Origin of the sequence: Rufibacter psychrotolerans, from assembly GCF_016924645.1 — a bacterium.
In the GTDB taxonomy this organism is placed as follows: domain Bacteria; phylum Bacteroidota; class Bacteroidia; order Cytophagales; family Hymenobacteraceae; genus Nibribacter; species Nibribacter psychrotolerans.
On sequence record NZ_JAFFJV010000009.1, the window covers coordinates 147,969 to 174,483 of the forward strand.

The 26,515-nt window shown below is 57.4% G+C and carries 18 protein-coding genes; 14 read left to right on the forward strand and 4 right to left on the reverse strand.

What is annotated here, in order from left to right; genetic code table 11:
- Positions 1-264: 264 nt before the first annotated feature.
- The 5 genes from JT718_RS09720 (at position 265) to JT718_RS09740 (ending at position 11,673) form a co-directional block, all read left to right on the forward strand.
- On the forward strand, positions 265-3,318 hold the full coding sequence (locus JT718_RS09720; protein ID WP_205502154.1) for an amidohydrolase family protein: 3,054 nt from the start codon (positions 265-267) through the stop codon (positions 3,316-3,318).
- 57 nt (positions 3,319-3,375) lie between these two features.
- Positions 3,376-4,683, forward strand: coding sequence for an amidohydrolase family protein (locus JT718_RS09725; protein ID WP_205502156.1), 1,308 nt, complete (start codon positions 3,376-3,378; stop codon positions 4,681-4,683).
- Positions 4,684-4,965: 282 nt separating this feature from the next.
- On the forward strand, positions 4,966-6,468 hold the full coding sequence (locus tag JT718_RS09730) for a PhoX family protein (RefSeq protein WP_205502158.1): 1,503 nt from the start codon (positions 4,966-4,968) through the stop codon (positions 6,466-6,468).
- 99 nt (positions 6,469-6,567) lie between these two features.
- A complete protein-coding gene (locus JT718_RS09735; protein WP_205502160.1) occupies positions 6,568-8,352 on the forward strand; it encodes a cytochrome c peroxidase in 1,785 nt (594 codons plus the stop codon).
- 390 nt (positions 8,353-8,742) lie between these two features.
- Positions 8,743-11,673, forward strand: a complete 2,931-nt coding sequence (locus JT718_RS09740) for a PAS domain S-box protein (protein WP_317195501.1) — start codon at positions 8,743-8,745, stop codon at positions 11,671-11,673.
- A 64-nt stretch (positions 11,674-11,737) separates the two neighbouring features.
- Here the strand turns inward: JT718_RS09740 and JT718_RS09745 are convergent, their stop codons facing one another.
- On the reverse strand, positions 11,738-12,832 hold the full coding sequence (locus tag JT718_RS09745; RefSeq protein WP_205502163.1) for a PepSY-associated TM helix domain-containing protein: 1,095 nt from the start codon (positions 12,830-12,832) through the stop codon (positions 11,738-11,740).
- A 3-nt stretch (positions 12,833-12,835) separates the two neighbouring features.
- The gene (locus tag JT718_RS09750; protein ID WP_205502165.1) at positions 12,836-15,178 is read right to left on the reverse strand and encodes a TonB-dependent receptor; all 2,343 of its coding nucleotides are present in this window, start codon (positions 15,176-15,178) and stop codon (positions 12,836-12,838) included.
- A gap of 446 nt (positions 15,179-15,624) precedes the next feature.
- Between JT718_RS09750 and JT718_RS09755 the strand changes: the two genes are divergently transcribed.
- From JT718_RS09755 to JT718_RS09780, 6 genes are all read left to right on the forward strand, one after another.
- On the forward strand, positions 15,625-16,191 hold the full coding sequence (locus JT718_RS09755) for an RNA polymerase sigma factor (RefSeq protein WP_317195497.1): 567 nt from the start codon (positions 15,625-15,627) through the stop codon (positions 16,189-16,191).
- Positions 16,192-16,642: 451 nt separating this feature from the next.
- Positions 16,643-17,524, forward strand: coding sequence for a porin family protein (locus tag JT718_RS09760; RefSeq protein WP_205502168.1), 882 nt, complete (start codon positions 16,643-16,645; stop codon positions 17,522-17,524).
- Positions 17,525-17,631: 107 nt separating this feature from the next.
- The gene (locus JT718_RS09765; protein ID WP_205502169.1) at positions 17,632-18,096 is read left to right on the forward strand and encodes a CHRD domain-containing protein; all 465 of its coding nucleotides are present in this window, start codon (positions 17,632-17,634) and stop codon (positions 18,094-18,096) included.
- 52 nt (positions 18,097-18,148) lie between these two features.
- Positions 18,149-18,541, forward strand: coding sequence for a cytochrome c (locus JT718_RS09770; protein WP_205502171.1), 393 nt, complete (start codon positions 18,149-18,151; stop codon positions 18,539-18,541).
- 14 nt (positions 18,542-18,555) lie between these two features.
- On the forward strand, positions 18,556-19,128 hold the full coding sequence (locus JT718_RS09775; protein WP_240337017.1) for a YceI family protein: 573 nt from the start codon (positions 18,556-18,558) through the stop codon (positions 19,126-19,128).
- Positions 19,125-20,018, forward strand: coding sequence for a DUF5777 family beta-barrel protein (locus JT718_RS09780; protein ID WP_205502173.1), 894 nt, complete (start codon positions 19,125-19,127; stop codon positions 20,016-20,018). Before JT718_RS09775 ends, JT718_RS09780 begins: the two co-directional genes overlap by 4 nt.
- A 196-nt stretch (positions 20,019-20,214) precedes the next feature.
- Here JT718_RS09780 and JT718_RS09785 read toward each other — a convergent pair whose 3' ends face one another.
- Complete coding sequence (locus tag JT718_RS09785) at positions 20,215-21,168, reverse strand: alpha/beta hydrolase (RefSeq protein WP_205502175.1); 954 nt, start codon at positions 21,166-21,168, stop codon at positions 20,215-20,217.
- Between the two features lie 109 nt (positions 21,169-21,277).
- Entirely contained in the window at positions 21,278-22,534 is a 1,257-nt protein-coding gene (locus JT718_RS09790; RefSeq protein WP_240337018.1) for a PQQ-dependent sugar dehydrogenase, read from the reverse strand.
- A 226-nt stretch (positions 22,535-22,760) separates the two neighbouring features.
- Between JT718_RS09790 and JT718_RS09795 the strand changes: the two genes are divergently transcribed.
- The 3 genes from JT718_RS09795 to JT718_RS09805 all read left to right on the forward strand — a co-directional run bounded on the left by JT718_RS09795 (position 22,761) and on the right by JT718_RS09805 (position 26,510).
- Positions 22,761-23,420 carry a hypothetical protein gene (locus JT718_RS09795; protein ID WP_205502177.1) on the forward strand — a complete coding sequence of 220 codons (660 nt, stop codon included), beginning with the start codon at positions 22,761-22,763 and terminating at the stop codon, positions 23,418-23,420.
- A 156-nt stretch (positions 23,421-23,576) separates the two neighbouring features.
- Positions 23,577-24,662 (forward strand): FUSC family protein, encoded by a 1,086-nt coding sequence (locus JT718_RS09800; protein ID WP_205502179.1) that lies wholly within the window; start codon positions 23,577-23,579, stop codon positions 24,660-24,662.
- A gap of 339 nt (positions 24,663-25,001) precedes the next feature.
- Positions 25,002-26,510, forward strand: coding sequence for a sensor histidine kinase (locus tag JT718_RS09805; RefSeq protein WP_205502181.1), 1,509 nt, complete (start codon positions 25,002-25,004; stop codon positions 26,508-26,510).
- Positions 26,511-26,515: the final 5 nt, after the last annotated feature.

Genomic DNA, 26,515 nt, shown 5'->3' on the forward strand with positions numbered 1-26,515 from the left:
GTCCTGGTTCGCGTTTTTTCCAGCCCAGCCTTTATAATTGCAGAGCGTCTGCAGAAGCATGGCATCTCAACTCCACAGAAAAGCCCGGTCAGGTGTTGGCCGGGCTTTTCTGTGGGGGTACCCAAAGGGTTCTGGGGCTGTTTTGGTGAAAACGGCCCTAAAACATACTAACGCGTGGGGCTATTTTCTAAAGGCAGATTTTTTTCCTACTTTTCCATTTTGCAGACCTTCCTTTCGCACAAACAAACCTTTACACAAGCTCTCATGAAAAAAGTATTTCTCTCCGTGCTGGTGGTAGCGGCCATGTCGCTGCAGAGCCGGGCACAGGAGACGTTCCCGCGCAATGGGGTGTACGATGAACGCTCCGGACTGCGGGCCTTCACCAACGCCACCATTTTCGTGGATTACCAAACCAAGTTGGAGAACGCCACGCTGGTGATCAAAGACGGCAAAGTAGTGGCCGTGGGCACCAAGGTAGCCGTGCCCCAGGGCGCCATGGTCACCGACCTGAAAGGCAAAACCGTGTACCCGGGCTTCGTGGACCCATTCACCAGTTACGGTGTGCCTACGCCGCCGGCTCGTTCGTTCAGCTTCAACAGCCCACCCCAGGCCGAGTCGAAGAAGGAGGGAGCCTTTAACTGGAACCAGGCCATCCGGCCCGAGACCAATGCCGTGGAACTGTTCAAGGTAGACGCCAAGGCCGCCGAGGAATTGCGTAAATTGGGATTTGGAGCGGTATTAACCATTCATCAGGACGGGATTGCCCGCGGTACCGCCTCCTTGGTGGCCCTAGCCGATAAGCGCGAAAACCAGGTAGTGTTGCTGGACAAAGCCGCTGCTGCCCTGTCGCTGGACAAAGGTTCTTCTACCCAGGAATACCCTAACTCATTAATGGGTTCCATAGCTTTGCTGCGCCAGACCTACCTGGATGCCCAGTGGAACGCCAAAAATTGGGACAAAGAGCAGAACATCTCCCTGAAAGCCTTCAACGAGGCCAACAACCTGCCCCAGATTTTTGAGGTAAGCAACAAACTGAACGCCGTACGCGCCGACAAAGTAGGCGATGAATTCGGGTACCAGTACATCTTCAAAGGCCAGGGCGATGAGTACCAAATGTTGCCCCAGATCAAAGCCACCAACGCCGCCTACATCCTGAACGTGAACTTCCCCGATGCCTACAACGTGGAAGATCCCTATGATGCCCGCCGCATTGACATCAGCGACATGAAGCACTGGGAAATGGCCCCGGCCAACCCCGCTTTGCTGGTGAAAGAAGGCGTTGCCATTGCATTCACTTCCGCTGACCTGCGCGACAAAAGCCGTTTCCTGCCCAATTTGCGTAAAGCAACCCTATACGGTCTGCCCGAGCAGGAAGCCTTGAAAGCCCTTACCTACACGCCCGCCAAGCTGCTGAAAGCCGACAAATACGTGGGCAGCCTGCGCGAGGGCATGCAAGCCAACTTCGTGGTAGCTTCCGGCAACCTGTTTGATCCTTCCACGCTGCTGCTGGAAAACTGGGTGCAGGGCCAGGGCTATAAAATCACCGAAACGCCCGGCGATTTCCGGGGCGTGTACACCCTCAAAGTAGGCAACCAGCCCGAGCGCCGCATGCTCATCAGCGGTACTCCTGAGAAACCCGAACTGAAAGTAGTAGCGCAGGATACTCTCAAAGGCTCTCTTTCTTTAAGCGGCGAACTGCTGACCATGGCGTTTGCGCCCGCCAAGAACGGAAAAGAAAGCATTCGGTTAACCGGCTGGTACACTGGCAAAGGCTTCCAGGGCGAGGCGCAGTTGCCCGATGCCCAAACCGTGAAATGGACCGCACTGCTTTCTGAAGCCGCCACCCAGCAAGCTAAGCGCGACACCGCCCGTTCCCGCTCCAACAACGCCCTGGACATGGGCAAACTGACCTTCCCGTTTGCGGCCTTCGGCAGAACCGAACTACCGAAGGCTGAGACCGTCCTCATCAAAAACGCCACCGTCTGGACCAACGAGAAAGAAGGCAAACTGGAGAACGCCGATGTGCTGCTGAAAAACGGCAAGATTGCGCAGGTAGGTAAAAACCTGTCGGCCAACGGGGCCAGAGTCATTGACGGAACCGGCAAACACGTGACGCCCGGCATCATTGACGAGCACTCGCACATCGCGCTGGATGGCGTGAACGAAGGTACACAGGCCGTCACCGCCGAGGTGCGTATGGCCGATGTGGTGAACCACGAGCAGGTGAACATCTACCGCCAGTTGGCCGGTGGGGTGACCACTTCGCAGTTGCTGCACGGCTCGGCGAACCCCATCGGGGGGCAGTCGGCCATCATCAAATTGCGGTGGGGCCAGGCGCCGGAGAAACTCTTGTTTGAGGGGGCAGATCCGTTCATCAAATTCGCGCTGGGTGAGAACGTGAAGCACTCAAACCGCTCACCGCAGTACAACGTGCGTTTCCCGCAGACCCGCATGGGCGTGGAGCAGGTAATGGTAGATGCGTTCCAGCGCGCCAAAGAATACCAGAAAGCCTGGGCCAGCTACAACAAACTGTCCAAATCAGCCAAAGCCAAAACTCCGGCCCCGCGCCGCGACCTGGAGCTGGAGACCTTGTCTGAGATCCTGAAAGACGAGCGCTTCATCACCTGCCACTCTTACGTGCAGTCTGAGATCAACATGCTCATGAAAGTGGCCGACCAGATGGGCTTCAAAGTGAACACCTTCACCCACATTCTGGAAGGCTATAAAGTGGCCGATAAGATGAAGGCCCGTAACATTGGCGCCTCTACTTTCTCTGACTGGTGGGCCTACAAAATGGAGGTGAAAGACGCTATTCCGTATAACGCCGCCATCATGCACAACGTGGGCGTGACCACCGCCATCAACTCAGACGATGCCGAGATGGCTCGCCGCCTGAACCAGGAAGCCGCCAAAACCATGAAGTACGGCGGAGTTTCTGAGGAAGACGCCCTCAAAATGGTGACCCTGAACCCGGCCAAACTTCTGCACCTGGATGACAAAGTAGGCAGCCTGAAAGCCGGAAAAGATGCCGACGTGGTAATCTGGAACGAGCATCCGCTGTCAATCTACGCGCGTCCGGAGAAGACCTTCGTGGACGGCATCGCCTACTTTGACCTGGAGCAGGACCAGAAACTGCAGGAAGAGCAGGAGAAAGAGCGCCTGCGCCTGATCAACAAAATGCTGGCCGCCAAAGCCCGCGGAGAGCGTACCCAAAACGCCGCGCCATCGCGCCGCGGGGCGGCTCAGGTGCTGCACTGCGAAGACCTGAGCACCGAGGGTGAAGAAACCTTCCAAGAATCTGAGTACAGCCAAAAATAAGGAGACCCAGCTATGTCAATTGTAAAGAAATCTGTGGTACGCCTTACCCCTAAAAACATGCAACATCGTCTATTGCTTGCGGCGGCTTTGTTCGTGAGCACCACAGCCGCCTGGGCCCAGGTTCCGGTGCCGGCTGCCAAACAAACCAAAGCCACTCTGCTCACCGGGGCCACCTTGCACGTGGGCAACGGCCAGGTAGTGGAAAAAGCCGCCGTGGCGTTCACAGACGGCAAAATCACCTATGCGGGTCCGGCCTCCGGGTTCAACGCGGGTGGCACGTCTTACGAGACCGTGAACGTGAGTGGCAAGCACATTTACCCGGGTATGATCCTGCCCAACAGCCAGATCGGGTTGAATGAGATTGAATCAGTTAGGGCTACGCTGGACCAGCAGGAAGTGGGGTTGTTCAACCCCAATGTACGCTCGGTGGTGGCCTATAACACCGATTCAGACATCACGCCCACCTTGCGCTCCAACGGGGTGTTGATGGCCCAAGTAACGCCTGTAGGCGGCATGATCTCGGGGTCTTCCTCGGTAGTGCAGCTGGATGCCTGGAACTGGGAAGACGCCCTGGTGAAAGCCGATGGCGGCGTGCATCTGCGCTGGCCAGCCATGGTGCAGGCCGGTGACAACTCGCCCGTGATGGCTCAACGCCGCCAGGCCCGCCAAAGCAGTCTTAATGAACTGGAGTCTCTGCTGGCCGAAGCCAAGGTGTACAAAGACCAGAAACACGACCGCGAGAATCTGAAACTGGCTTCGTTGGTAGGCCTGTTTGATGGTTCTAAAAAACTGTTCATCCACACCAACTACGGCAAAGAGATTGTGGAATCGGTGCGGTTTGCGCATAAAGCCGGCGTGAAGGACATAGTGATCGTGGGTGGTGGCGATGCCCTGGTAGTAGCCGATTTCCTGAAGGAGAATAACATTCCGGTGGTGTACTCCGGCGTACACGCCCTGCCTACCCGCTCCGGAGATGATGTGTATCTGCCGTACAAAATGCCGGGCCTATTGCAGCAAGCCGGTATTCTGTTCTGCCTGGACTATGACGCCAGCCTGCACGGTTCCCGTAACCTGCCGTTCATTGCCGGTACTGCGGTGGCTTTCGGCTTACCAAAAGAACAAGCGTTGTCCTCGGTGACCCTGAATGCCGCCAAAATCCTAGGCGTAGACAAGCAGCTTGGCTCCGTGGAAGTAGGCAAAGACGCCAGTTTGGTAGTGTCTGATGGCGATATCCTGGACATGCGCACCAACAAAATCAGCCACGCGTTCATCCAGGGCCGCAAGCTCAACCTCACCGACAAACAGCAGTACCTGTACGAGAAGTTTGACGGCAAGTACAAAGCTGAGAAGAAGCAAGTGCAATAGGGTTTCCAATGCAGCCTGTTAGAAAGAGCCACCTGGTTTCAGGTGGCTCTTTTTTGTTTTACACCGTTTCAAAGCAGTTTTCTGGGAAACAGGCTCAAAACAGGGTAAGCCGTTTTTCACCTGCTTTCCCCTGGTACCATGCCAGTAGGAGCAAAAGTCAGCGCGTTACGGCAATGTTTCTAAAGCTTGAAAAACAAGGGTTTAACTTAAAACAGGCTTAAAACAAGGCTAATGAAGGGGTAACAGGCCGATGGTAGCTTTGGATAACGAAAAAGGAAATCCATGAAACCATTTGTTACTAAACACTTTTCCCTGGCTGTAGGCCTGGCTGCCGCTACGTTCATGACCGCCTGCCATGAGGACGATTCTGCAGAAGAGAACACGGCGGTTGATACTAACCTGGAAGTCAAAGCCCACTCGGTAACGCCGTCTCTGGTGAAAACTTTAAATGGTTTTGACGGAGTGAATATCTTCCCGCTTATCAGCAGCGATGACCGACTGGAGGGCTCGCCTTCCTTTATTTACGGGGCTCAGCCAGATGGAGCCGGCCTCATGAAAGATCCCAACGGCAAGGGCTATCTCCTAATCACCAACCATGAGATTCTGCAGTCGGTGTCAAGGGTGTACCTAGACCAGAACCTGAAGCCGGTAAAAGGCGAGTACATTGTAGACGGCACCGGCGGGCGCTGGAGACTCTGCTCCGCCACCCTGGCTACCCCCGAAGAGCACGGTTTTGGCCCAACGTTCTTAACTGCCGGTGAAAGCGGGATTGAATCCATGATCCATGCCATCAACCCGCTTGGGTTGGAAACTGAGAAAAATAACCCTAACCGGGTGTTGCCCGCCCTGGGCAAGTGCAGCGCCGAGAACGCGGTGCCGCTTCCCAAGGCAGCTTACCCAGGCAAGACCGCTATCTTCATTGGCGAAGATGAAAGCAGTGCTGCCAACAGCTTAGGGCAGGTGAACCTGTACCTTTCCAACTCCACCGGTGACCTGCAAGGCGGCAAACTGTACATGCTGCGCCGCACCAACCGCAACACGGTAGAGACCGACATGGAAGTGAATACTGCCTATGACGTGGAGTTTGTGGAGTATGAAAACGTAGCCACCAGCACGGGTTCTCAATTGGCTGCCCAGACCGTGGCGCAGGGTGCCCTGCAGTTTGCCCGGGTAGAAGACCTGGACTACGGCAAAGGCAGTGCTTCGGCTAACCGTACCCTGTATTTCACCTCCACTGGCGTAAGCCAGAGCGATAAAGTTACCCCAGTGACCGGTCTTACCATGTGGGGCCGGGTGTACAAACTGGAACTGGATGCCAACAATCCTTTGAAGGGGAAACTAACCGCACTAATTGACGGAGGGGTTGACCCGGGGAACAGCATCGTGAACCCAGACAATATCTGCGTGACGCAGAATTACGTGTACATCCAGGAAGACGGCGACTCCTTTTACCGTGACAACAAGCACGACGGCCGCATCTGGCAATATGAAATCGCCACCAAACAGATTAAGCCCATGCTGGAGATGAGCCACCGGAGGGAAGATCCTGTGTTCAACGCCAAATACAACCCAAGCAACAGCACCCGCCTGAGCTCCTGGGAGTACGGGGCCATGATGGATATCTCTGATCTGGTGGGCAAACCCGGCACCTTCCTGGTGAACATTCACCCCCACACCTGGACCAGCGATTCTTTTGCCCCCGGCGGAAAAGGAGCCGATGGCAGCGGGGTAGTGAACAACAAAGAAGGTGGGCAGACCGTGATTTTGACCGGAGTGGCACGCTAATTCTATCCCAAATTTTATACTTTATTTTATCTGTTGTTGTCTGACAAGGCAAAAGCCTTCCCTTGGGAGGCTTTTGCTGCTTTCTCCCCATTTCTGGTAATGAAAAGAGTAGTATTCCTATCCAGCCTTTTCCTCCTGATCAGCCTCCTCTACTACTGTACCCAGGAAGAGAAAAAGCCCGCTGTGCCGGCAGCAGTAAAGGAGCACGTGGCAGCCCGGTTTGATTTGCTGCAGCAAGTGGCCGAGGAGGAACTGTTGCAAACGGCTACCAACGGAGAGCCAGAAGAAGTCCTGGCGGCATTCCTGCGTACCCGCAGGGCCTACAAACAGATAGAGTGGTTCACCGAGTACTATGCGCCTACCGCCAGTAAGGAACTCAATGGCCCGCCCTTGCCAGAGTTTGAGCTGGAGGAAACACGGGTCTTTGAGCCTTCGGGCCTGCAGGTGATAGAAGAGTTGGTGTACCCTGAGCTGGCAGAAGAAAACCGGGGCGAGCTGGTGAACCAGGTAAAAGCCTTTCTCTCTACCTTCAAACGGACAAGGCTGATCCTGGAGGAATCTGTCCTGACCGAGGCCCACATCTTGGACGCCTGCAAGCAGGAAGTTTTCAGAACCATGATCCTGGGCATCTCCGGTTTTGACACGCCTTTGGTGCAGACCGGCGTACAGGAAGCGGCCGTGGCGCTGGCCTCGGTGCAGGAAGTGCTGGCCCATTTCGGGGAGAACACCGCCTTGCAAGACCTGCTGGGCAGCGCCGTCGCCTACGCGCAGCAAGGCCAGGATTTCAACGGCTTTGACCGGATGCAGTTTATCACGCAGCACGCAAACCCCGTCACCCAAGCCATCACCAAATGGCAACAGGAGCTGAATATTGCTCCGCTGGAGACGGCCCTTGCTGTGAACCCCACCGCAGGGACGCTGTTTGAGGAAGACGCCCTCAACCAGGACTATTTTGTGGGCAACTTGGAAGCCCGCACCAGCCCAGAGAAAGTGAGCCTGGGCAAAGACCTGTTCCACAACCCCATTGTAAGCGGCGGTACCCGTACCTGTGCCACCTGCCACCAACCAGCATTGGCCTTCACCGACGGTTTGCCTAAAAGCGCCGCCCTGCACCCCGGCAGGTTTGTAACCCGAAACGCCCCTACTTTGCTGTATGCAGGCCTGCAGCACGCCCAGTTCTATGACATGCGGTCGCCCACCTTAGAGAACCAGGCCATGGATGTGATTGCCAACAAAGATGAAATGCACGGCTCGGTGGAAGCCGCAGCCATACGGCTGAACCAGCAACCGGCGTATGTGAGCGCTTTCCAGAAGGCGTTCCCTACCATGGAAAAGGCGATCAAGCCCCGCTACGTCATGATGGCCCTGGCCACCTACATCCGGTCGCTTTCGCCGTTCAAGTCCAGGTTTGACCACTACATGCGGGGTGATACGGCTAAAATGACGGCAGAAGAGATCAAAGGATTTAACCTGTTCATGGGAAAGGCCAAGTGCGGTACCTGTCATTTTATGCCTTTGTTCAACGGTACCGCCGGACCAGCCTTCTCCAGCACGGAGGGCGAGGTGCTGGGCGTGCTGGAATCACCCAATAACAGCAAGCCGGTCATTGACCCAGATGAGGGCCGCTACCGCCACAACCAACTGGCAGGGCTGAAATTCGCCTTCAAAACGCCTACCTTGCGCAACGTTTCCCAAACCGCCCCATACATGCACAACGGCAGTTATAAGACCCTGGAGCAGGTGATGGACTTCTACAACCGGGGCGGGGGAGCAGGGCTGGGCCTGGACCTGGAACACCAGACGCTGCCCTCAGACCCTTTGGACCTGAGCCCTGAAGAGCAGAAAGCCATCATCGCTTTTCTGGGCACCTTAACTGATCTTTGACCAGGCCCTGACTTGGTGCTTTTTTGAGGCCTCCTGTTCGCAGGAGGTCTTTTTTGTTACCTCTTTTTGCCCGGTTTTTAAGAAACCAGGCCCAAAACGGAAGTGCCGTACCGGTACGGCGTTTTGGGCCTGTTCCTCAGAAAATAGCCCTAAAACCCTCTATTAAAACAGGGTGTCTGGTAGAAATACGGAGCAATGGGCGTGAAAGTGCTTTTTGCTTGAGCCTAAAGTAGATATCTTTGCGGGCCAAAAAGTATCCAGTAGGCCTATGGGCCCGAAATTGGACTTTTTGCAGCGGCACAGGAAGCAAGTTTAGGTAAGCGTATTAGTGAGTAGCACACGGTGGACATATATTCAGTAGAGGGAGAAGATACCCTGGTGGCAGGGGGAGTGCTTGGGGAAGAGTTAGCGCTTCTTCGCTCTATGATTGAGCACAGCATGGAGCCCATGCTCCTGACGTACGTGGAGGGCAAAGTAATCTTGGTGAACCAGGCCATGTGTGGGCTGGTGGGCAAAGACCGGGCAACCCTGCTCAGGGAAGGCCGGGCCGGCATCATGGACCTGTCTGATCCGCGGTTACAGGTCTGCCTGGAAACCCGCAGGAAGACGGGCCATTTCAAGGGCGAACTGCTGTGCCGCCACGCCAATGGCAGCTCCTTCCCGGTCATGCTGAGTACCAGCGCCTTCCGGGCCCCCTCGGGTAAAATGGTGGCCAGCGTGCACATCCGCGACCTGCGGACCGAACAGGCGGCCAAACTGGAGCTTGGCCAGCAACGGGCAGCAATGGAAATGGCCCTGCGGGAATTGCAGATGGTCATGGACAACACCCTGGATGTGATCTGCCTCATCAGCTCAGAGGGAAAGATCACCCAGATCAACGCCGCCGGCGCCAAGATGTGGGGCTACCCCCAGGCAGAACTCATGGGCCGCTACATCCTGGAGTTGGTGCACCCCGAGGACCGGGAAAGAACCCGCCAGGCCGGCCGCCAGGTGCTTACGGGCGCCCACTACCATAACTACCGCAACCGGTACCTGCACCAGGACGGCTCCGTGGTGTACATGGACTGGTCTACCGTGTTCTCAGAAGAGAAGAAGGTCATGTACTGCATTGGCCGTAACATCTCAAACCTGGTGCAGGCCGAGCAGATCAAGGCCAGAGCAGAGGAGCAGCTGCAGGCGCTGCTGCGGGCCAGCTCAGATGCCATCATCATCCTGAAAGAAGACGGGTCTTACGCGTTCATCGGGCCGTCGGTGCAGTCGGTGATGGGCATGCCTTCCCACCAGGTGCTGGAGCGGAATGCCTTTGACTTTGTTCATCCCGAAGACAAGGCGGCTCTGTGGGCCTCGTTCCAGCGGGCGCTGCAGGAAGACACGGTGGTCACCCAACCATACCGGTTCCCCACGGCAGACTCCAGCGGCTGGAGGTGGTTTGAGGCCATATTCACCAACCGGCTGACCGATCCAGACATCCAGGGCATTGTGGTGGCAACCCGGGATGTCACCGAGCGGTACCTGGCGCAGGTAGAGCTACAGAAGAGCGAGCAGCGGTACCGGTCCCTGTTTGACTACAACCCCGGCATCGCCTACTCCCTGGACACGCAGGGGCTTTTCACCTCGTTGAACAAAAACGCCATAGAAATGGTGGGCCTGCCCCAGGAGCAGATCTTGGGCCGGCATTTCAATGCGTTTGCCCACCCGGCCGCCAAGGAGCACAATGAGCTTTGCTTCCGGCGGGTGCTGGCCGGTGAGCCCGTGACCACCCAGACCACCCTGCTCAGCCCAGACCACCAGGAACGCCATTACACCTTCACGGAGATCCCCATCAAGGTCAACGGCGAAGTGGTGGGGGTGCACGGCCTAGCCCATGAAACCACCGAGAACAAACGCCAGCAGAAACTGCTGGAGGCCACTGCCCAACGGCTAAACACCATCCTGGAGAGCATCCGGGACGCGTTCTTTGCCATTGACCACAGCGGGCGGTTCACCTTCGTCAATTCCAAGTACGAGGCCATTATGCAGGTGAGCCGGGAAGAGCTGATTGGCAGGAGCCTCCAAGATGTCTTTGTGGCGCAGGACGTGGCGGTGATTCAGGAGAAATGCCGCCAGGCGCTGGCCACCCAGGAACCGGTGCACTATGAGCAGTTCTCTGCGCAGGTGGGGGAGTGGCTGGACATGAGCGTGTACCCTTCAGACGAAGGGTTCTCAGTGTTCTTCAAGGAGATCACCACCCGCAAGCAGGCCGAGGAGGAGCTGGAAAAACTCTCCTGGGTAGCCAGCAAAACGGTGAACTCAGTGTACATCACCGATGAGTTTGCCCGCATTGAGTGGGTGAACGATGGCTTTACCCGGCTCTCGGGCTACACCCTGGAGGAAATAAAAGGCCTGCGGCCGGGAGACCTGTTGGCCGGGCCCGAGACTGGCCCCGAGAAAGTTGCCGAGATCCGCCGCAAGCTGCAGCTGGACCTGCCGTTCACCCAGGAAGTGCAGAACCGCAACAAGAACGGGGACCTGTACTGGTCCAAGCTGGACGTGACGCCCATTTTGGAGGAAGGCAGCCGCCAGGGCAAGAAGTTCATTGTGATTGAGACCGACATCACCGAGCAGAAGAAGGCCGAGCAGGAACGCCAGCAGCTCACCGAGGAACTGGTGCGCCGCAACCGCCACCTGGAGCAGTTCACCTACATTGTCTCCCATAACCTGCGCTCACCGGTGGCCAACATCCTGGGCCTGACCGACCTGATGAGCGCCGGCAAGAACCCCGAGCTGTTGGCGAGCATTGCCCCCAAGCTGCGGCAAACGGCGCAGAACCTGGACCAGATCATCCGAGACCTGAACGAGATGCTGAGCCTGCAGACCGGAATTTTGCAGGAAACCGAGCGGGTCTTCTTGCCCGAGGTGGTGGAGCAGGCCTTACAAGTGCTGCCCGCCAACAGTTATGAGGTAGCCACCGTGGAGTTGAACGGGGTAGAGGAGATTGGCTCCATCAGAAGCTACGTGAGCAGCATCCTCAACAACCTGCTCACCAACGCCGTGAAGTACAAGTCGCCGCACCGGCCGCTGCACCTCTCCATCACGGTCCAGCTTCACCCCGAGGCCAACCTGGTCTGCCTGTCAGTCACCGACAACGGTTTGGGCATTAATCTGGAAAAAGAGCGCAAAAACCTGTTTGGGCTGTACAAGCGGTTCCACTTCCATGTCTCGGGCCGGGGCCTGGGCCTGTACCTGGTCAAAACCCAGGCCGAGGCACTGGGCGGCTACGTGGAAGTAACAAGCACCCTCAACGAAGGCTCCACCTTCCGCGTCTGGATCAGGAATTCATAAGAAACGGCAGGTCTGCCTGCCTTATCGAACAGCCTCAAAAGAGCACAGGGCGAGCCCGCTGCTTTTATGCCGTTTTATAAGCTGCGGCAGGCGCTTTGCGGGTGGTACGCTTTGGGCGGAACCGCCAGAGAATGAACCCAGAGATGGAGAGTACCCCTGGCATAATACCTCCCACACAATACAGCAACTGAACAAAAAGCCCTGCATAATCGCCGAAGTGAAGGGGATGCAGCACGGTGAGGAAGCGCTTGGACCACGGCTGGTCTTTCAGGAAGTCAGCCTTTCCCATTTCTCCGGTCTTGTAGTTGAACTGCAGAGAGCTGTAATACTTTCCGTAATAGGCAGGGTCTGACGCCTGCCTGCCCAACAGTTGCAGCTTGCCCTCTGCATTCTTAGGAAACCTGATGGTAGTCACCTGAAAGGCTGGGTACGTTTGCCCGGCGTGTAGGAGCATTGCATCAATGGAGACCGGAATTGCCGGGGAGACAATCTCTTTTTTGCCGCCCTTGAAGGCATTTCCTACCACGGTAATGGCCAGTGACAGCCCCGTGACGCACATAAAGAGATTGAAGACCAAAGACCAAACCCCCACTATGTTGTGCAGGCTGGAAAAGAAAGCCCGGCGGTTCTTGCCGGAAACGCGCTTCTTAAAAGTAAGTACCTTGAGAATAGACTTCCTATACAGCAGAAAGCCGGTAATGGTGAGCAGCAGAAGGGCCAGACCGGCCAGCAACACCACTATTTTACCGGCAGTACCCGCCAGCAGGTTGTAGTGCAGGTTCAGGAGAAGGTAAGAGAACCGGTTGTGGGCTTGCGCTACCGTGGCTTGCTCAGAGCCGGTTACCGGGTGCACAAAAATCCATTTTCTGAGTTGGCCCTGCCGAAGCTCATAGTGCAACGCCTGGGTAGGGGCAGCAGGCAATGACGGGATTCTCACTTCCCAGCCAGGGTTCTGCTGCCTTACCCGCTCAAAGGAAGCATCTATCCGCAAGGAATTGGCCGGAGCCGTTAACGTGGACTCCTGCCTAAAGCTGGCCTCGTCAATATTGTCATCAAACACCAGCACCGCGCCGGAAAGGCTGATCACCAGAATAAAGATTCCGGCAATCAGCCCGCACCAATGGTGAATGGCAAAGGTCTGTTTTAACTTTTTAGCCAAGGTTTACCATTTATAAGTTGCCCCTATTTGAAATCTTGCGCCACTGGCCCGGGTAAAGTTATCGTCTCGGCCGTACCAGTAGGCTTGCGGCAGGTAATACGCTTCGTCCAGCAGGTTCTCAATGCCCAGGTTAAAACCAAGTTTGTGGGTAAGTTGGTAGTTGCCGGAAAGGTTCACCACATGGAAATCCTGTACGGGCCCCTCGCCGGAGTTATACCCGCCCTTGGAATTAGGGGCAAAACGGTCTCTCTCGCCGGAGTAGATCCATTGCAGGTTCAGGTTCAGTTTGGCCAGCGGCTCCACTCTGAGGTAAGAGGCGATCTTCAGGGGCGCTATCCTGGTGCCGTTCAGGTAGTTGTTCTCCTCATCATGGAAGGCTCCGTTGTTGTTGAGGTCTACCCGTCCTTCGCTGAAAGCGGCATTGGCCCCTATGGTGATCTTGTCAGTCACAAAATAATCGGCCACTACCTCAAAGCCCTCAATACGCTCAGGGGCGCGTTCAATGGTGTAAGTGCCTTGCTCATTGGCCTTGAGGTTGGCGCCCAGCTCAGAGGTGCTGATGAAGTAAGCGCCGCTGAAGGCCACTTTGCCGATTCTGCTGTGGAAACCCGCCTCATAGTTGTTCACGATGACTGGCTCAATGTCCATTTGGGAGATGTAGTTTTCCCTGGCCCCGCGCACGTAGCGGCCCACATCAATGATGGAAAAGCCCTGGGAGTAGCTGATGAAGGGTTTAAAGGCCGCTATGGCGGTGTAGCGCAAGCCCAGGTTGAAGGTATGGGCATCAAAGTCAAGCGTGCCCCCCTGCACGGCGTTGCCACCGCCCCCGGCGCTTAAGCGCAGTTGCTGGAAGTCAGGCACGTCAATGGAAACATTGTCGTACCGGTAGCCGGCTTTGAAGATAAAGTGCTCAAATGCGTTCACCTGCAATTGGGCGTAAGGAGCCAGGTTCACCATGTCCATCTCCGGTACCCAGATACGGCCGTCTACCAAGGGTTGGGAAGTAACATCCTGCAGGTAGTCTACGCCGTAGGTGATGCTGGTTTTCAGCGGGCCCAAGTTGAGCGGCGTATTCAGGTTTAGGCGCAGGCCTTTCTTGTTGGAGAGGATGGTAGACTGCCCCCCGTTCTCAAAGTAAGGCGTATAGCCGTAAATAGTGTAGAAGCTCTGCACGTAAGCGCTCAGGTCTAGGTCTGTGTTGAGAAACAGGCTTTTGCCGGTGTACCTTAGCTGGGCGTTGTGGTTGTAGCGGGTTCCTTCATCTTCGCCCTGCTGCTCCCCTTTTACCCCAATGGAGGGGGCCTGGGCATATTTGCCCTCCTGCAGCACATATTCGGTCTGCTGCCGGCTGCCAAAGTAGTTGTACATGCCCTCCACGCGGTGTTTGGTGCCTAGGTTGTACCCCAGTTTGGCAAAGGCATTGTAGGTGTTGGTTTCACCCAGGCCATATAGGGGAGAGATTACCTGTCCTTCGCCGTCTTTGTACACTCCGGTTCTTTCAAAAGCCCCGGTGGCTACGTAGTCAAAGGCTTTCAGTTGACCCGACACCTGCTGGGAGATGCGGCCGCCAAAGGTATCGCCGCCATGGAACAGCATGCCCGTCCCAAGCACCGTGGTGGTGGCGCTAAAGGGCTGGGTTAAGGTGGGCTTCTTGGTGATATAGTTGATTAGACCGCCGTCTGCGCCGTTGCCATACACGGCTGTGGCCCCTTTCACTACTTCCACCCGCTCAATGGCAGAAGGGTCAATGGTTCTCACCTCCCGGCCCCCGGCCCTGAGGGGCGTGGACTGCGGGATGCCGTCTACCAGAATCAGCACGTTGCGGCCCCGTAAGGTCTGCCCAACGTTACTGGTGGTGTTGCTGTTTAACGCTAAGCCCGGTACGGTAGCTGCCAGAATGTTAGAAATGTTGGAGGAAACCAAAGACTGGGTTTGCAGGGTGCGGTGGTCCAGGACGTGCACCGAGGCAGGAGTCTCATCAAGCGCCTCCACCGAGCGGTTTGCCGAGATGATCACCTCCTGCAGGGCATTTCTGTTTTCCTTGATAGTAATGGAAACAACTGCGTTCTGGCCGGTAAGATCCACGGTTTGGGTGACAGCGCTGAAGCCTACGCCGCCCACCCGTAAGGTGTACGTGCCGGGTTTTACCCCTGAGATAAGGAAAGAGCCATCTGCGTTAGTGTTGGTACCCAGAACAGTCCCTTCCAGGGCTACCGTTACAAACTCCACCGGCTGACCGGCCTGGTTGGTCACCAACCCAGATACAGACCGGCCTCCTTGTTGCGCTAACAGGGCAAAGGGAACCAAGAAGGCTAGTAAAGTGGCGTAGAGTATTTTTACATTCATTACTATTTTTATTTAGACAAATTCTAACCAAGGGCACAAACCTAGTGTAGGAATCTAGAATTACCAAGGCTTATTAAGAATAATTCTAAACAGATGTTATGCGAATACTTCCTGGGGTAAGTGGTTAAATCCTAGGGTAATAAGCTATCATTCGGGTGCTTAACAAGTTATGGAGAAGAAGCCGTACCGTTTTTGGCTTGTTTTGGTGGAAAGGGCGCAAAATCACAGTCCGTATCAGCCGGGCAGAAGCAGGGCGGGCCGGTCACAATCCTCCCTGTTCCTCCTTATTAAATAGAGTATCATTTCAACAGTTCTGCCTTCTCCCTGAGCATACCTTGGTCTCTCGCTGGCTTTAGCAAAGGGTGTTAAAAATTTTCATTAAATTTTACAAAGCAAGGCAACCCTTTTTCTAAACGGTGCGTGATGGGGACGCAAAATCGGAACACGTGATAGGGACGGAAAGCATAGAAGTGGTAGAGCTGCTCCGCGGTTGTCTGAGGAACGACCGGGAAGCCCAAAGAAAGCTGTATCAGCGTTTCTACGGGTATGCTATGAGTGTCTGTGTGCGCTACTCGGCAGACGTGGAAGAAGCCCGCGAAGTGCTGAACGACGGGTTCATGAAGGTCTTCACCCGGCTGGCCCAGTATGACCCCAACAAACCCTTCAAGGGCTGGATCAGGCGCATCATGATCAACACTGCGCTGGATAATTACCGGCACAACCTCAAGCACTACCACGCGGCCGACCTGGACACCTCACCGCCGGTGGCAGCCACCGCCGACGTGGTCAGCGACCTGAACTACGAGTACCTGATGGGCCTGATCCAGCAGTTGTCGCCGGCCTACCGCACCGTGTTCAACTTGTACGTCATTGACGGCTACACCCATGAGGAAATAGCCGGAATGCTGGGCATCTCGCCCGGCACCTCCAAGTCTAATCTGTCAAAAGCCAGGGCCAACCTGCGGGAAGTATTAAAAAAAAATAGAGTAGATGAAGTTGAACAATATATCTGACGAAGAGCTGGACCGCCTTTTCAAGGACTCGGCAGAGAGCTTCGACCCTCCCTTTGACCCCGAGGCCTGGGAGGCGATGGAGCAGCGGCTGCAGCAGGCGGAACCGCGCCCCAGCTGGTTCACCAGATTCTATCCGGCGGTGGTATTGCTCACCTTCCTTAGCCTGATTGTTGTTCACCGGTTTGCCCCTGAATCTGTAAAAACACCCCAAAAACAGCCTACAGCAACCAGTTCCGCCCAGTCCGCCGCCGTTCCCCAGGCGCAGCCTGAAAAAAGCGTTGCAAGGAAAATTTCCACTGCCCCTCACAGAAGCGGAGAGGAAAGTATCGAGAGAAACTCACCGGAACTCGGCCAGACGAAAGCAGCGGAGCGGCCAATTAGGGTGGAGGCGGTAGTCGCTAGTCCCCGAGCGAACAGCTTCAGGAAACCAGCTGCCTCTACATCTGGTACAGTGGCTGCAGGAACCCGGCCGGGGCTACGCGGAGGTACCCAGACGAAGAAATACCTGGCCGTAAGCGCCAGAGGGCAGGCTGATGGAACCAGCACCCAAAGAGACCCTGTGCCCGCCGCTCTTCTGGTACATGAAGAGCCCTTGATGCAAACCAGAGGCCACCTGTTCCTGGATGAGCTGCAGGCAAGAAGACCTGAGCAGCTTACCCTGGCACCTCTTGCGGAAAGTGTGCTACTGGCGCCCCAGGACACTACCGCCAAAGAGTCCAGCCAGGACAAGGCCGAAGAAGGGCCGGGGTTCCTGCGGTCTGTTCAGATCGCGGTAGCCGTGGCCCCTGACCTGACTACGGTTAAGTTCAGGCAGCCGGAGGGCCTGAGTGCCAATGCCGGCGTGTTGGTGGGGCTTCCGCTGACCAGGCGGCTGAGCCTGGTGACCGGGGCAGTGTGGGCCAATAAGAAGTACTCGGCCAGTCCGCAGGAGTATAGTTTCGCGGGCGGGTACACGTCATATTCCCCTATTGACGCCACCTGTGCCGTGTTGGACCTGCCGCTCAACCTGCGGTACACGGTGCTGGAATCTGGGAAAAATGCCGTGGCGGTACAGGCCGGGCTTTCCTCTTACCTCATGCTGCGGGAAGAGTACACCTCGGGCGGCGGTTACGGCGCCTACGGCTACCGCTACCAGGTGAAGAACCAGAACCAGCATTGGTTTAAAGTGCAGAATGTCTCTTTGGTGTACACCCGGGCCCTTTCGCCGCTGTTCTCAGTGGGAGTGGAGCCGTTTGTGAAAGTTCCCCTGTCGGGGATTGGGGCAGGAAAAGTTAGGCTTACCAGTGCCGGCGTGTTCTTTTCGGCAGGTTATACCCTTAGGCTAAAACCTTAGATTGTTCCCATTTCTTCTCTCCGTGGCAGCACCCGCTCAAGGTGCTGGGTTGTACGGCATTGCCTCTGCTTTTTTGCGCACTTTCCATTCACCAAACCAAAACAACCATGAAAACCAAAACTGTATTTTTCCGCCTGGCCCTTGGGCTATTGTTCGTGCTGCCCTTTGCCCTGGTAAGCTGCGGCGATGATGACGAGGACACCCAACCAACCAACCTGGTCCAGTTCCAGAACACCACCCTTACCGGGGCCAAGGAAGTGCCGGCCAACAATTCCACCGCCACCGGCACCTTCTCGGGCACTTACAACCAGGACACCAAGATTCTTACCTACACCATCACCTGGACGGGGCTCACCGCCACCAACATGCACTTCCATAAAGGGGAGGTGGGGTCTCCCGGGCCCGTGGTCATTCCCATTGGCTCAGCGCCTTACACCAGCCCCATCAATGCCCAGACGCCGCCCCTTACCCAAGACCAGGAAGCCGATCTGTTGGCCGGCCGGTGGTTCGTGAACATCCACAGTGCCGCATTCCAAGGGGGTGAGATCAGGGGGCAGGTGGTGCGCCAGTAACAACCCGTCTGGGCCCTGTCATCAGTTCCTGAACTTCTAACCACTTGTTCCTATGAAAAAGAACCTTCGCTCTGGCCTCCTGGGCCTCACGCTGTTGCTCACGGGGTTGTCGGCCTGTAAAGACGACAAAGAAGAAGAGATCACGCCCAATAACCCCAACCAGCAGCCGCAGCAGTGTGATACCAATTCCGTCACTTACTCCGGCACGGTGTCGGGGATCATATCGTCCAACTGCCTTGCCTGCCACAATGCCACCCAGGCCAACGGCGGAATGATCCTGGACACCTACGCCCGCGTGAAGCAGGTAGCCGACAACGGGAAACTGATGGGGGTGATCACGCACGCCAGCGGTTTCCCGGCCATGCCGCAGGGCGGGCCCAAGCTGTCTGACTGCAACATTGCCAAGATCAAGAAATGGGTAGACGCAGGGGCTCCCAACAACTAACGTAACCGGTTTTTATGATGGCAAGAGGCTTTTTTCTGCTGGGGCTGGTGCTGTGGGGCTGGTGCGGCCCAGCCACCGGTCAGTCCAGGTACTACACCCGCACCGGGTTCATCTCCTTCTTTTCCAAGGCCCCCCTGGAAGACATTGAGGCGCAGAACCGGCAGGTGGTGTCTTTCCTGGACCTTAAAACCGGCGACATGGTCTTTTCGGTGCCCATGAAGGCCTTTCAGTTCAAGAAAGCCCTCATGCAGGAGCACTTCAACGAGAACTACGTGGAGTCTGACAAGTACCCCAAGGCCACCTTCAAGGGCAAAGTGCTGAACATACAGGCCGTTAACCTGGCCCAGGACCGCCTGTACAAGGTGCAGATGGAAGGCGTGCTGACCATTCATGGGGTGGACCGCCCCATCCGGACCGACGGTACCCTGGAGGTGAAGGGCAAGCAGCTGCTGGGCAAGTCTACCTTCTCGGTGACCCCGCAGGAGTTCAACATTGAGATCCCGTTCCTGGTGCGCGAGCACATTGCCAAGCGCATTGCTATTACCGTGAATGTAGTGTATGTCCCTTACGTGGAGAAGAGCCTATGAAGAAGTGGAGAAAACTTGTTTTGGTGGCTTTTCTCTCCGTTTGGGCCAGAAACGCGGCAGCCCAGGATGACCTGCTGCAACTGGCCCAGGCCGGAGATACGCTACAGCCTGAGAGCGTTTCGGCTACCTTCAAAGCCACCCGCCTGGTGAACGGGCACACCGTGGAAACCAACGGCGCCGGTGCCCTGCTGTTCCTCATCTCGCACCGGTTTGGCACCCTCAACAGCGGCGCCTACAACTTCTGGGGCCTGGACCAGTCTACCATCCGGCTGGCGCTGGAGTACGGCATCACCAACCGGTTTACCGTGGGCGCGGGCCGAAGCTCGCTGGAGAAGACGTACGACGGTTTCCTGAAATACAAACTCCTGCCGCAGCAGACCAACGGTTTTCCGTTCACGGTCACCTTGTTTTCCAGCGTGGCGCTCAGAACCCTGGACTGGCCCGCCTCTGAGGCCAACTACGAGTTTGCGCACCGCCTCACCTACACCTACCAGGCCCTGGTGGCCCGCAAGTTCTCTGAGCGGCTGTCGCTGCAAGTAGCGCCCACCCTGGTGCACCGCAACCTGGCGGAAACCGGTTTCGGGGAGCCCGATGTCTTCGCCGTGGGCGCAGGCGGGCGCTTCAAGCTGAGCAAGCGGTTGTCGTTCAACGCCGAGTACTATTACCTGGTGCCGGGCGGCGCTGCCGATGCGTTCAAGAACAGCCTGTCGGTGGGGGTTGACGTGGAGACCGGCGGCCACGTGTTCCAACTGATGTTCACCAACGCACAGGGCATGGTAGAAAAGTTCTTCATTCCGCGCAACCCGGGCAGCTGGTCCTCGGGCGACATCTACTTCGGGTTCAACATCTCCCGGGTGTTCCAGCTGGGCAAAGACAAGCAGAGTTGGTGATGAACAAAGGTTGTTGTGGAAAGGGCCCCTGATGTTCAGGGGCCTTTTTTTGCGCGGATCAGCGTAAACCTACCAGAGATGCAGCTCTACTGAGAGGTGGCGGAGAAAAAGCGCGCGCCACCTGGCCCGTTTTTCAGCGGATTTCAGGAAAACAGGCCCAAAACGGCCCAGGCCTTGGGGACGAGGAAGCGGACTTTCAGGCATTGGCTGAATCATCGTTCAGGAAAGCGATCTGTGACTTGAGCGCTTTTTTGCTCTGGGCCAGGAACGGCACCAGCGGGAACACATGGAACATGTTCTCATACTCCTCATACTGCACCGGCACCCCGGCGTTGGTGAGTTTCTGCACAAAGCTGCGGCTGTCCCACAGGAAAATCTCAGCGGTGCCGATCTGCACCAGGGTAGGCGGCAAACCGCTCACATCCCCAAACACCGGCGACACCAGCGGGTTTCTGGGGTCCTGGTCCTGGATGTATTTGCGCGCCGCGGCCCTCACCGAGTCAAAGCCCAGGATAACGTCTTTGGGCGCGGTCAGCTGCGAGGCCGGGTTGGTTAGGGTAATGTCCAGCCAGGGCGAAATGAGCAGCAGCTTCCTGGGCAGGGGCTTCCCGGTCTCCCTTAACCGGTAGGTAGTGGCTACCACCAGACCGCCGCCGGCGCTGTCGCCCAGCAGGGTGTAGTGGTGGGGCAACTGGCCGGTTTCCTGCAGGTGGGTGAGCAGCAGCACGGTGTCTTCCAGGGCCGCCGGGAACGGGTGCTCGGGGGCCATGCGGTAATCTACCACCAGGGCAGCCTGGTTGGTGAGGTTGCTCAGGCGCGCGATGTACTTCCACTGCAGCGCTACCGGCCCGAACAGGTAACCGCCGCCGTGCAGGTACACCAACACGCCGTTGCCGGCATTGGCTTTGTTGATCCAGTAGCCGGGCACCCCGTTGGCGATGAGCTTCTCAAAAGGGTATTTCTTGGCCAGGCTCCTGGGCGGATCAGAAAGGTTCTTGATGCGGGCAGCCCGCTGGGTGATCTGCTTCCGGAGGTAGTCTTTGAGTTTTTCCCGCTGCTTTTTGCCCTTGGGGCCCTTGCTGTACGCCACTGCAGACCATAAAAGGAGGGAGGCCGCGCCGGCCGCCGCAAGGGTGGTGCTCTTCTTCATGCGCTCGTTGCTAAGTGTGGGATAATAGTGGGGTTTAGTCCCCAAATGAGAAAAACGGCCGGTAAACGGAAAACTACCCAAGCCAGGGCAGCCGGGCTGGCCATGGGTCCTACGGGCGGGGCGTAACTTTCCAGAGTTCCCCGTTCAATTGGTCGGTGACCAGGTAGAGGGCTCCGTCGGGCCCCTGCCGAACGTCGCGCACGCGCTGGTTGCGGTCTTTGAGCAGGTGCTCCTCGCCGGTCACCTTGCCGTTCTCCAGCCGGAGCCGCACCAGCACCCGGTCTTTCATGCCGCCCACAAACAGGTTACCCTGCCACTCAGGAAAAGCGTTGCCGGTGTAAAACTGCGCGCCGGAGGGAGCAATCACGGGGTCCCAGTAGTACACGGGCTGCTCAAAGCCCTCGCGGGCGGTGACGGCGTTGGGCACCGGCCTGCCCGAGTATTCCTCGCCGTAGGTGACCAGGGGCCAGCCGTAGTTCTTGCCTTTCTCAATGAGGTTGAGTTCATCGCCGCCCTGCGGGCCCATTTCCACCACCCAAAGCCGACCCTGCGGGTCAAAGGCGGCGGCCTGCACATTGCGGTGGCCCAGGGTCCAGGTCTCGGGCAGGGCGCCCGCTTGGCCTACCAGCGGGTTGTCGGGCGGGGCGGCGCCCTCTGGCGTGATGCGCACAATCTTGCCCATGTGGCTGTCCAGGTGCTGGGCCTGCGGCCTGATCTGGGTATCGGAGCGCTCGCCCAGGGTTACGTACAACATGCCATCGGGGCCAAAGGCCAGCCGTGAGCCGTAGTGCATGGTGCCGTTGAAGGTGGGCAGGGCCCGGAAAATGACCCTGACCTGGCTCAGGCTGCGGCGGTCAGGAGACAGGACCCCGCGGGCCACGCTGGTGGCGTTCCCACCCGACCGGGGCTCAGAGAAACTCCAGAAAATGGTCTGGTCGGTGGCGAAGTTGGGGCTGAGGGCCACGTCCAGGAGGCCGCCCTGGCCCCGGGCATCCACCGCCGGCACCCCGGTGATGGGCTGTCCCACCTGCCCCGCCGCCGATACCACGCGCAGGCGGCCGGGTTTCTCGGTTACCAGCAAAGAGCCGTCGGGGAGGGGCTCCACGGCCCAGGGTTTCTCCAGGCCCCTGGCCAGCACTTCTACCTGCACGGTGGCCGTGGTGGTGATGGCGCAGGCGCGGGTCTGCCCGGCAAAAGCCGGTTTCTGCTCAGGGGCATTGGCGGTGCGTGTTTCCAGGGGCGAGCAGTTGGGCGAGGTGGGAGGCGTCTGCGTGAGGTCGTCCTGCGGCATGTCTTTTTGTTGGCAGGCGGTGGCGGCCCAGGCCATGAGCCCTACCGTTAGCGCGAAGATTGATGTTTTACCCATGGTATTGGTTGGTTTAATGTGGTGCTAAGGCGCTCTGCTCCATCTTCTTCCCTGCCTTTCTTTTACTCTGCAGGCGCGCAGAATGTTCAGCCCTGTCTTCTGATTAACCGGTAACGCAGGCGGTGGTTTAGTTGGGAGGAACCCCGGTTTCTGGCCCGTTTTTAGAAAACAGATCCTGAACGGCGCCGTTAAACTTGTAAGGTTCAGACACGTTTAGTTAAAGCAGATGCAGCAACGGCGGATACAAGGGCTGATTGCCACAGCGGCACTCTCATTGGTCTTGGGAGGACCTGGTCAGGCCCAGGGCTTGACGGCCGAGGTGTTTGCCGGTACCGCCTGGAGTGTGCCCACCACGCTTAGGGTGGAGCAGCCCGGCCAAGCCACCCTCAAGTTCCGGGCCCGGTACCGTACCCGCCCCTGGGTAGGTTCGCCGTACTACGCCTACCGGCTGGGCTACCGGCAATGGAGTGCCGAACTGGTGCACCACAAGCTGTACCTGCAAAACCCGCCCCCGGAGATAGAGCATTTTGAGGTGTCGCATGGGTACAATCTGGCCCTGGTGAGCCGCGCCTTTCCCGCCAGTGGCAACCCAGGGGTGTTCCGGGTGGGGCTGGGGCTGGTCATTGGGCATCCGGAGGGCAGGATCAGGGGGAAAACCATCAATCCGGTGAAAAGTCTGTTGGGCGGCGGGTACCATATCTCGGGGATTTGCCTGCAGGCGGCCGTGGGGCCTCCCCTGGGAATAGCCGAGCACTGGTTCTTCCGGCCCGAGGCGAAACTAACCGCAGCCTGGGCCAGAATGCCTCTGGCGGGTGGCGGCTCGGTGACCGTTCCCAACATTGCCGTGCATACCCTGTTCGGGTTTGGCTACCGCCGCCAGCGGTAAGGCTCTGAGCACCCATTTCTTTTGAACAGCGGTGGCGCAGCAAGCCAGAACTTATTAGCCTTGGGGGAGCCTTTCGGGGCAACTGCGCCACCGCTTACAAAGGGGCAGCCCTGCTGCTGACCCAACCCTTCCCCCGGCGCCTGAGTAAGAGAAGCTGTGGACAGAGTAATAGACATAGCGGCCAGGTTTGGCCTCACGCTCCAGATTGTGAAAACGGCCTTCGCGGCGGCTTTGTCGTGGTTTGTGGCCACTACCGTGCTGGACTCTGACTATCCGTACTTCGCCGCGGTGGCGGCCATCCTGACGGTGCAGGTCACCGTGGCCGACTCGGTGGACAAAGCCAGTCAGCGCATCATTGGCATTATTGGCGGGGTGCTGGTGAGCATGTTGCTGGGGCACTGGTTCAACGTGGGGGCGGTCTCTATTTTCCTCATCATCCTGGTGGGCATGAGCCTGGCCAAGGCCCTGCGCCTGAACCCGCAGGTAATCTCGCAGGTGGCCATCAGTTCGCTCCTGGTGCTGGCGTTTGGGCAGGCCCGCGAAGGGTACGCGGTGGAGCGCATCATTGAGACCATCCTGGGCTCGGGCATTGCGGTGCTGATCAACGCCCTCATTGTGCCCCAGAACGCCGTGCCCGACGTGGAGCGCAGTATCCTTACCTACAGTGCCCTTTCGGCCCAAACGCTCACCAGCCTGGCGGCCATTCTGGATGACCTGGGGGTAAGCCGCAAAACCGGCCGCTCTGAGGTAGACGCCCTCATCAAGGAAGCGCAGGACTGCCGAAAAACGCTTAGTTTGGCCGAACAGAGCCTGAAATACAACCCGCTGCTCACCCACAAGCGCGTGCGGCTGGGCCAGTTGACCGAAACCATTCTGCAGCTGGAGAGCATCACCATCCAGATCAGGGGTATCAGGCGCAGCCTGGCCGACATGCAGGTGAGCGAGCATTTTCAGCCGGGCCTGCCCAATGTGGCGCAACTCAAGCGGGCCATGGAAGCCACCGCCCGGTGCATTGCCGCGTACGGTCTGCTGGGAGTGCAGGGCTCCGCCGACAACCTGACGGCCCTGCAGGAAGCCATCCGGTTGGCCCAGGCCGAACAGGCCCGCTGCCTGGACAGCCTGCACACCATCACCTCCCTCACCACCCTGCGCGACACCGGCAGCATCCTCACCGACCTGGGCCGGATTATCTCCGAGACGCAGCCCCACCCAACCGCTTCGGCCAACGCCACCGCCGCCTAATCTTTTCTTTTCCGCATCAGCGGCGCATTTACTCTTTTCTTCATTCGCCTTCTCTAGTGGGCCCGCGTGCTGTTGTTTTTGCGCAGTTTTCAAGAAAACAGGCCTGAAACAGCCTTTCCCTGAACAGGTAGCTGGCTCTCAGGCACAGGAAATAACTCAATCTGCGCCGGTAAAGTTGTGCTCTGGGCAGGTAGCTGCTGGTCCGTCACATTTTTAGGGGCATCCGTCACATTTAGTTTGGGTTGGGCAGCAGGCTCGTTAACCTTGCCTTAGAGAATGCCGCCAGGCAACTGGCAAACCCATTTATTTTAACTAACTAGTGTGTCCTTTAACATGGCAATGAAAGACCTTCTGCATAAACCAGGCTTTTTGAACAAGGTAGAGTTCTGGACGGCTACCTCTATCTTTGTGATTGCGGCGTTCTTCCTGAGTGCCGATGCGCCGGGGCCCACCAAGCGGCTCTTTGAGGAGGCCCGCACGCCCTTCTACTACTACTCAGACTATTTTTTCCCGCAGCTCATCAAGTACACCCTGGTGTACCTGGCCTTCTTGCTCCTCAATTTTAAAGTGGTGCCCCACCTCATCCGGAAGGAAGAGAAACTCAGGAGCGTGCTGGCGGTGGTGGCCGTGTTTTTGGTCATCTGGCTGGTGTTTGGCGTGCTGGACACCTACGCCAAGAACTACCTGTTCAGCCGCTTCCCCACCGAGGACGACACCTACGACTATATCTTCCAGGAGACCGCTTTCCTTGCCTTCCGGCTCTTGCTGTTGCTGGGCTTTTATTCCTTCATCAAGTACACCGCGCTGTACCTGCTGGCCAACTCAGAGACCATTGAGTCAAGGTACCGCATCATTACCCGTGACGCGCTGGCGGCCTTTGTGCTGTGGATGGTGAGCATGTTCCTGCTCCTGGTTGCCGATGCCGATGGGGAGTTGCTCATTGGCTGGGGAGTGCTGGCCCCGTTTGGCATTATGCTGTACTGTTTTGCCTTTTATTACCTTATTCCGCTTGCGATGTCCCGGCGGAAGCCCCTCAAGGCGTACCTGTGGCGGGTGGCGCTGGTGCTGGTGGTTTCCATCTTGCCGGTGGGAGTGATTGGGTTGCTGATCTCGCATGACGAGGAGTACGGCTTCGGGCTGGCGGTCTTTAACGCGTCGTTTCAGTTTCTGATCACCGCGCCCCTGGCCTGGGTGCTGTACAAACGCCAGATGCAGGGCCAGGCAGAAGTGTTTACCCTTAAAAAGGAGCTGGGCCAGTCTACCGCCAGCTTTGATTTTCTGCGCTCCCAGATCAATCCGCACTTTCTGTTCAACGCCCTCAACACCATTTACGGCACCGCCATTCAGGAGAACGCTGAGCGCACCAGCGAGGGCATTGAGAAGCTGGGCAACATGATGCGCTTTATGCTGCAGGAAAACATGCAGGAGCGCATCTCACTGGCCCGCGAGATAGAGTACCTGCAGAACTACATCAGCTTCCAGCGGCTGCGCACCGACCCCAGTCCCAACGTGGAGATCAAGGCGCAGATTGAGCAGCCCGTGGGCATGGTGCAGATCTCACCCATGCTGTTAATCCCGTTTGTGGAGAACGCCTTTAAACACGGCATCAGCCTGCGCGAGCCTTCGCACATCTACATCACCTTGGAAATGAAGGAGAAAACGCTCTATTTTGACGTGCACAACAGCAAGCACCTGAAGCAGGGCACCGACCCCGAGAGGGACAAGAGCGGCATTGGCCTGGCCAACGTGCGGCAGCGCCTGCAGCTCCTGTACCCCCACAAACACGAGCTGATCATCCGGGAAACCGGCAAAGAATTTTTTATCCATCTCACCCTTCAGTTATCTTAGGCGAA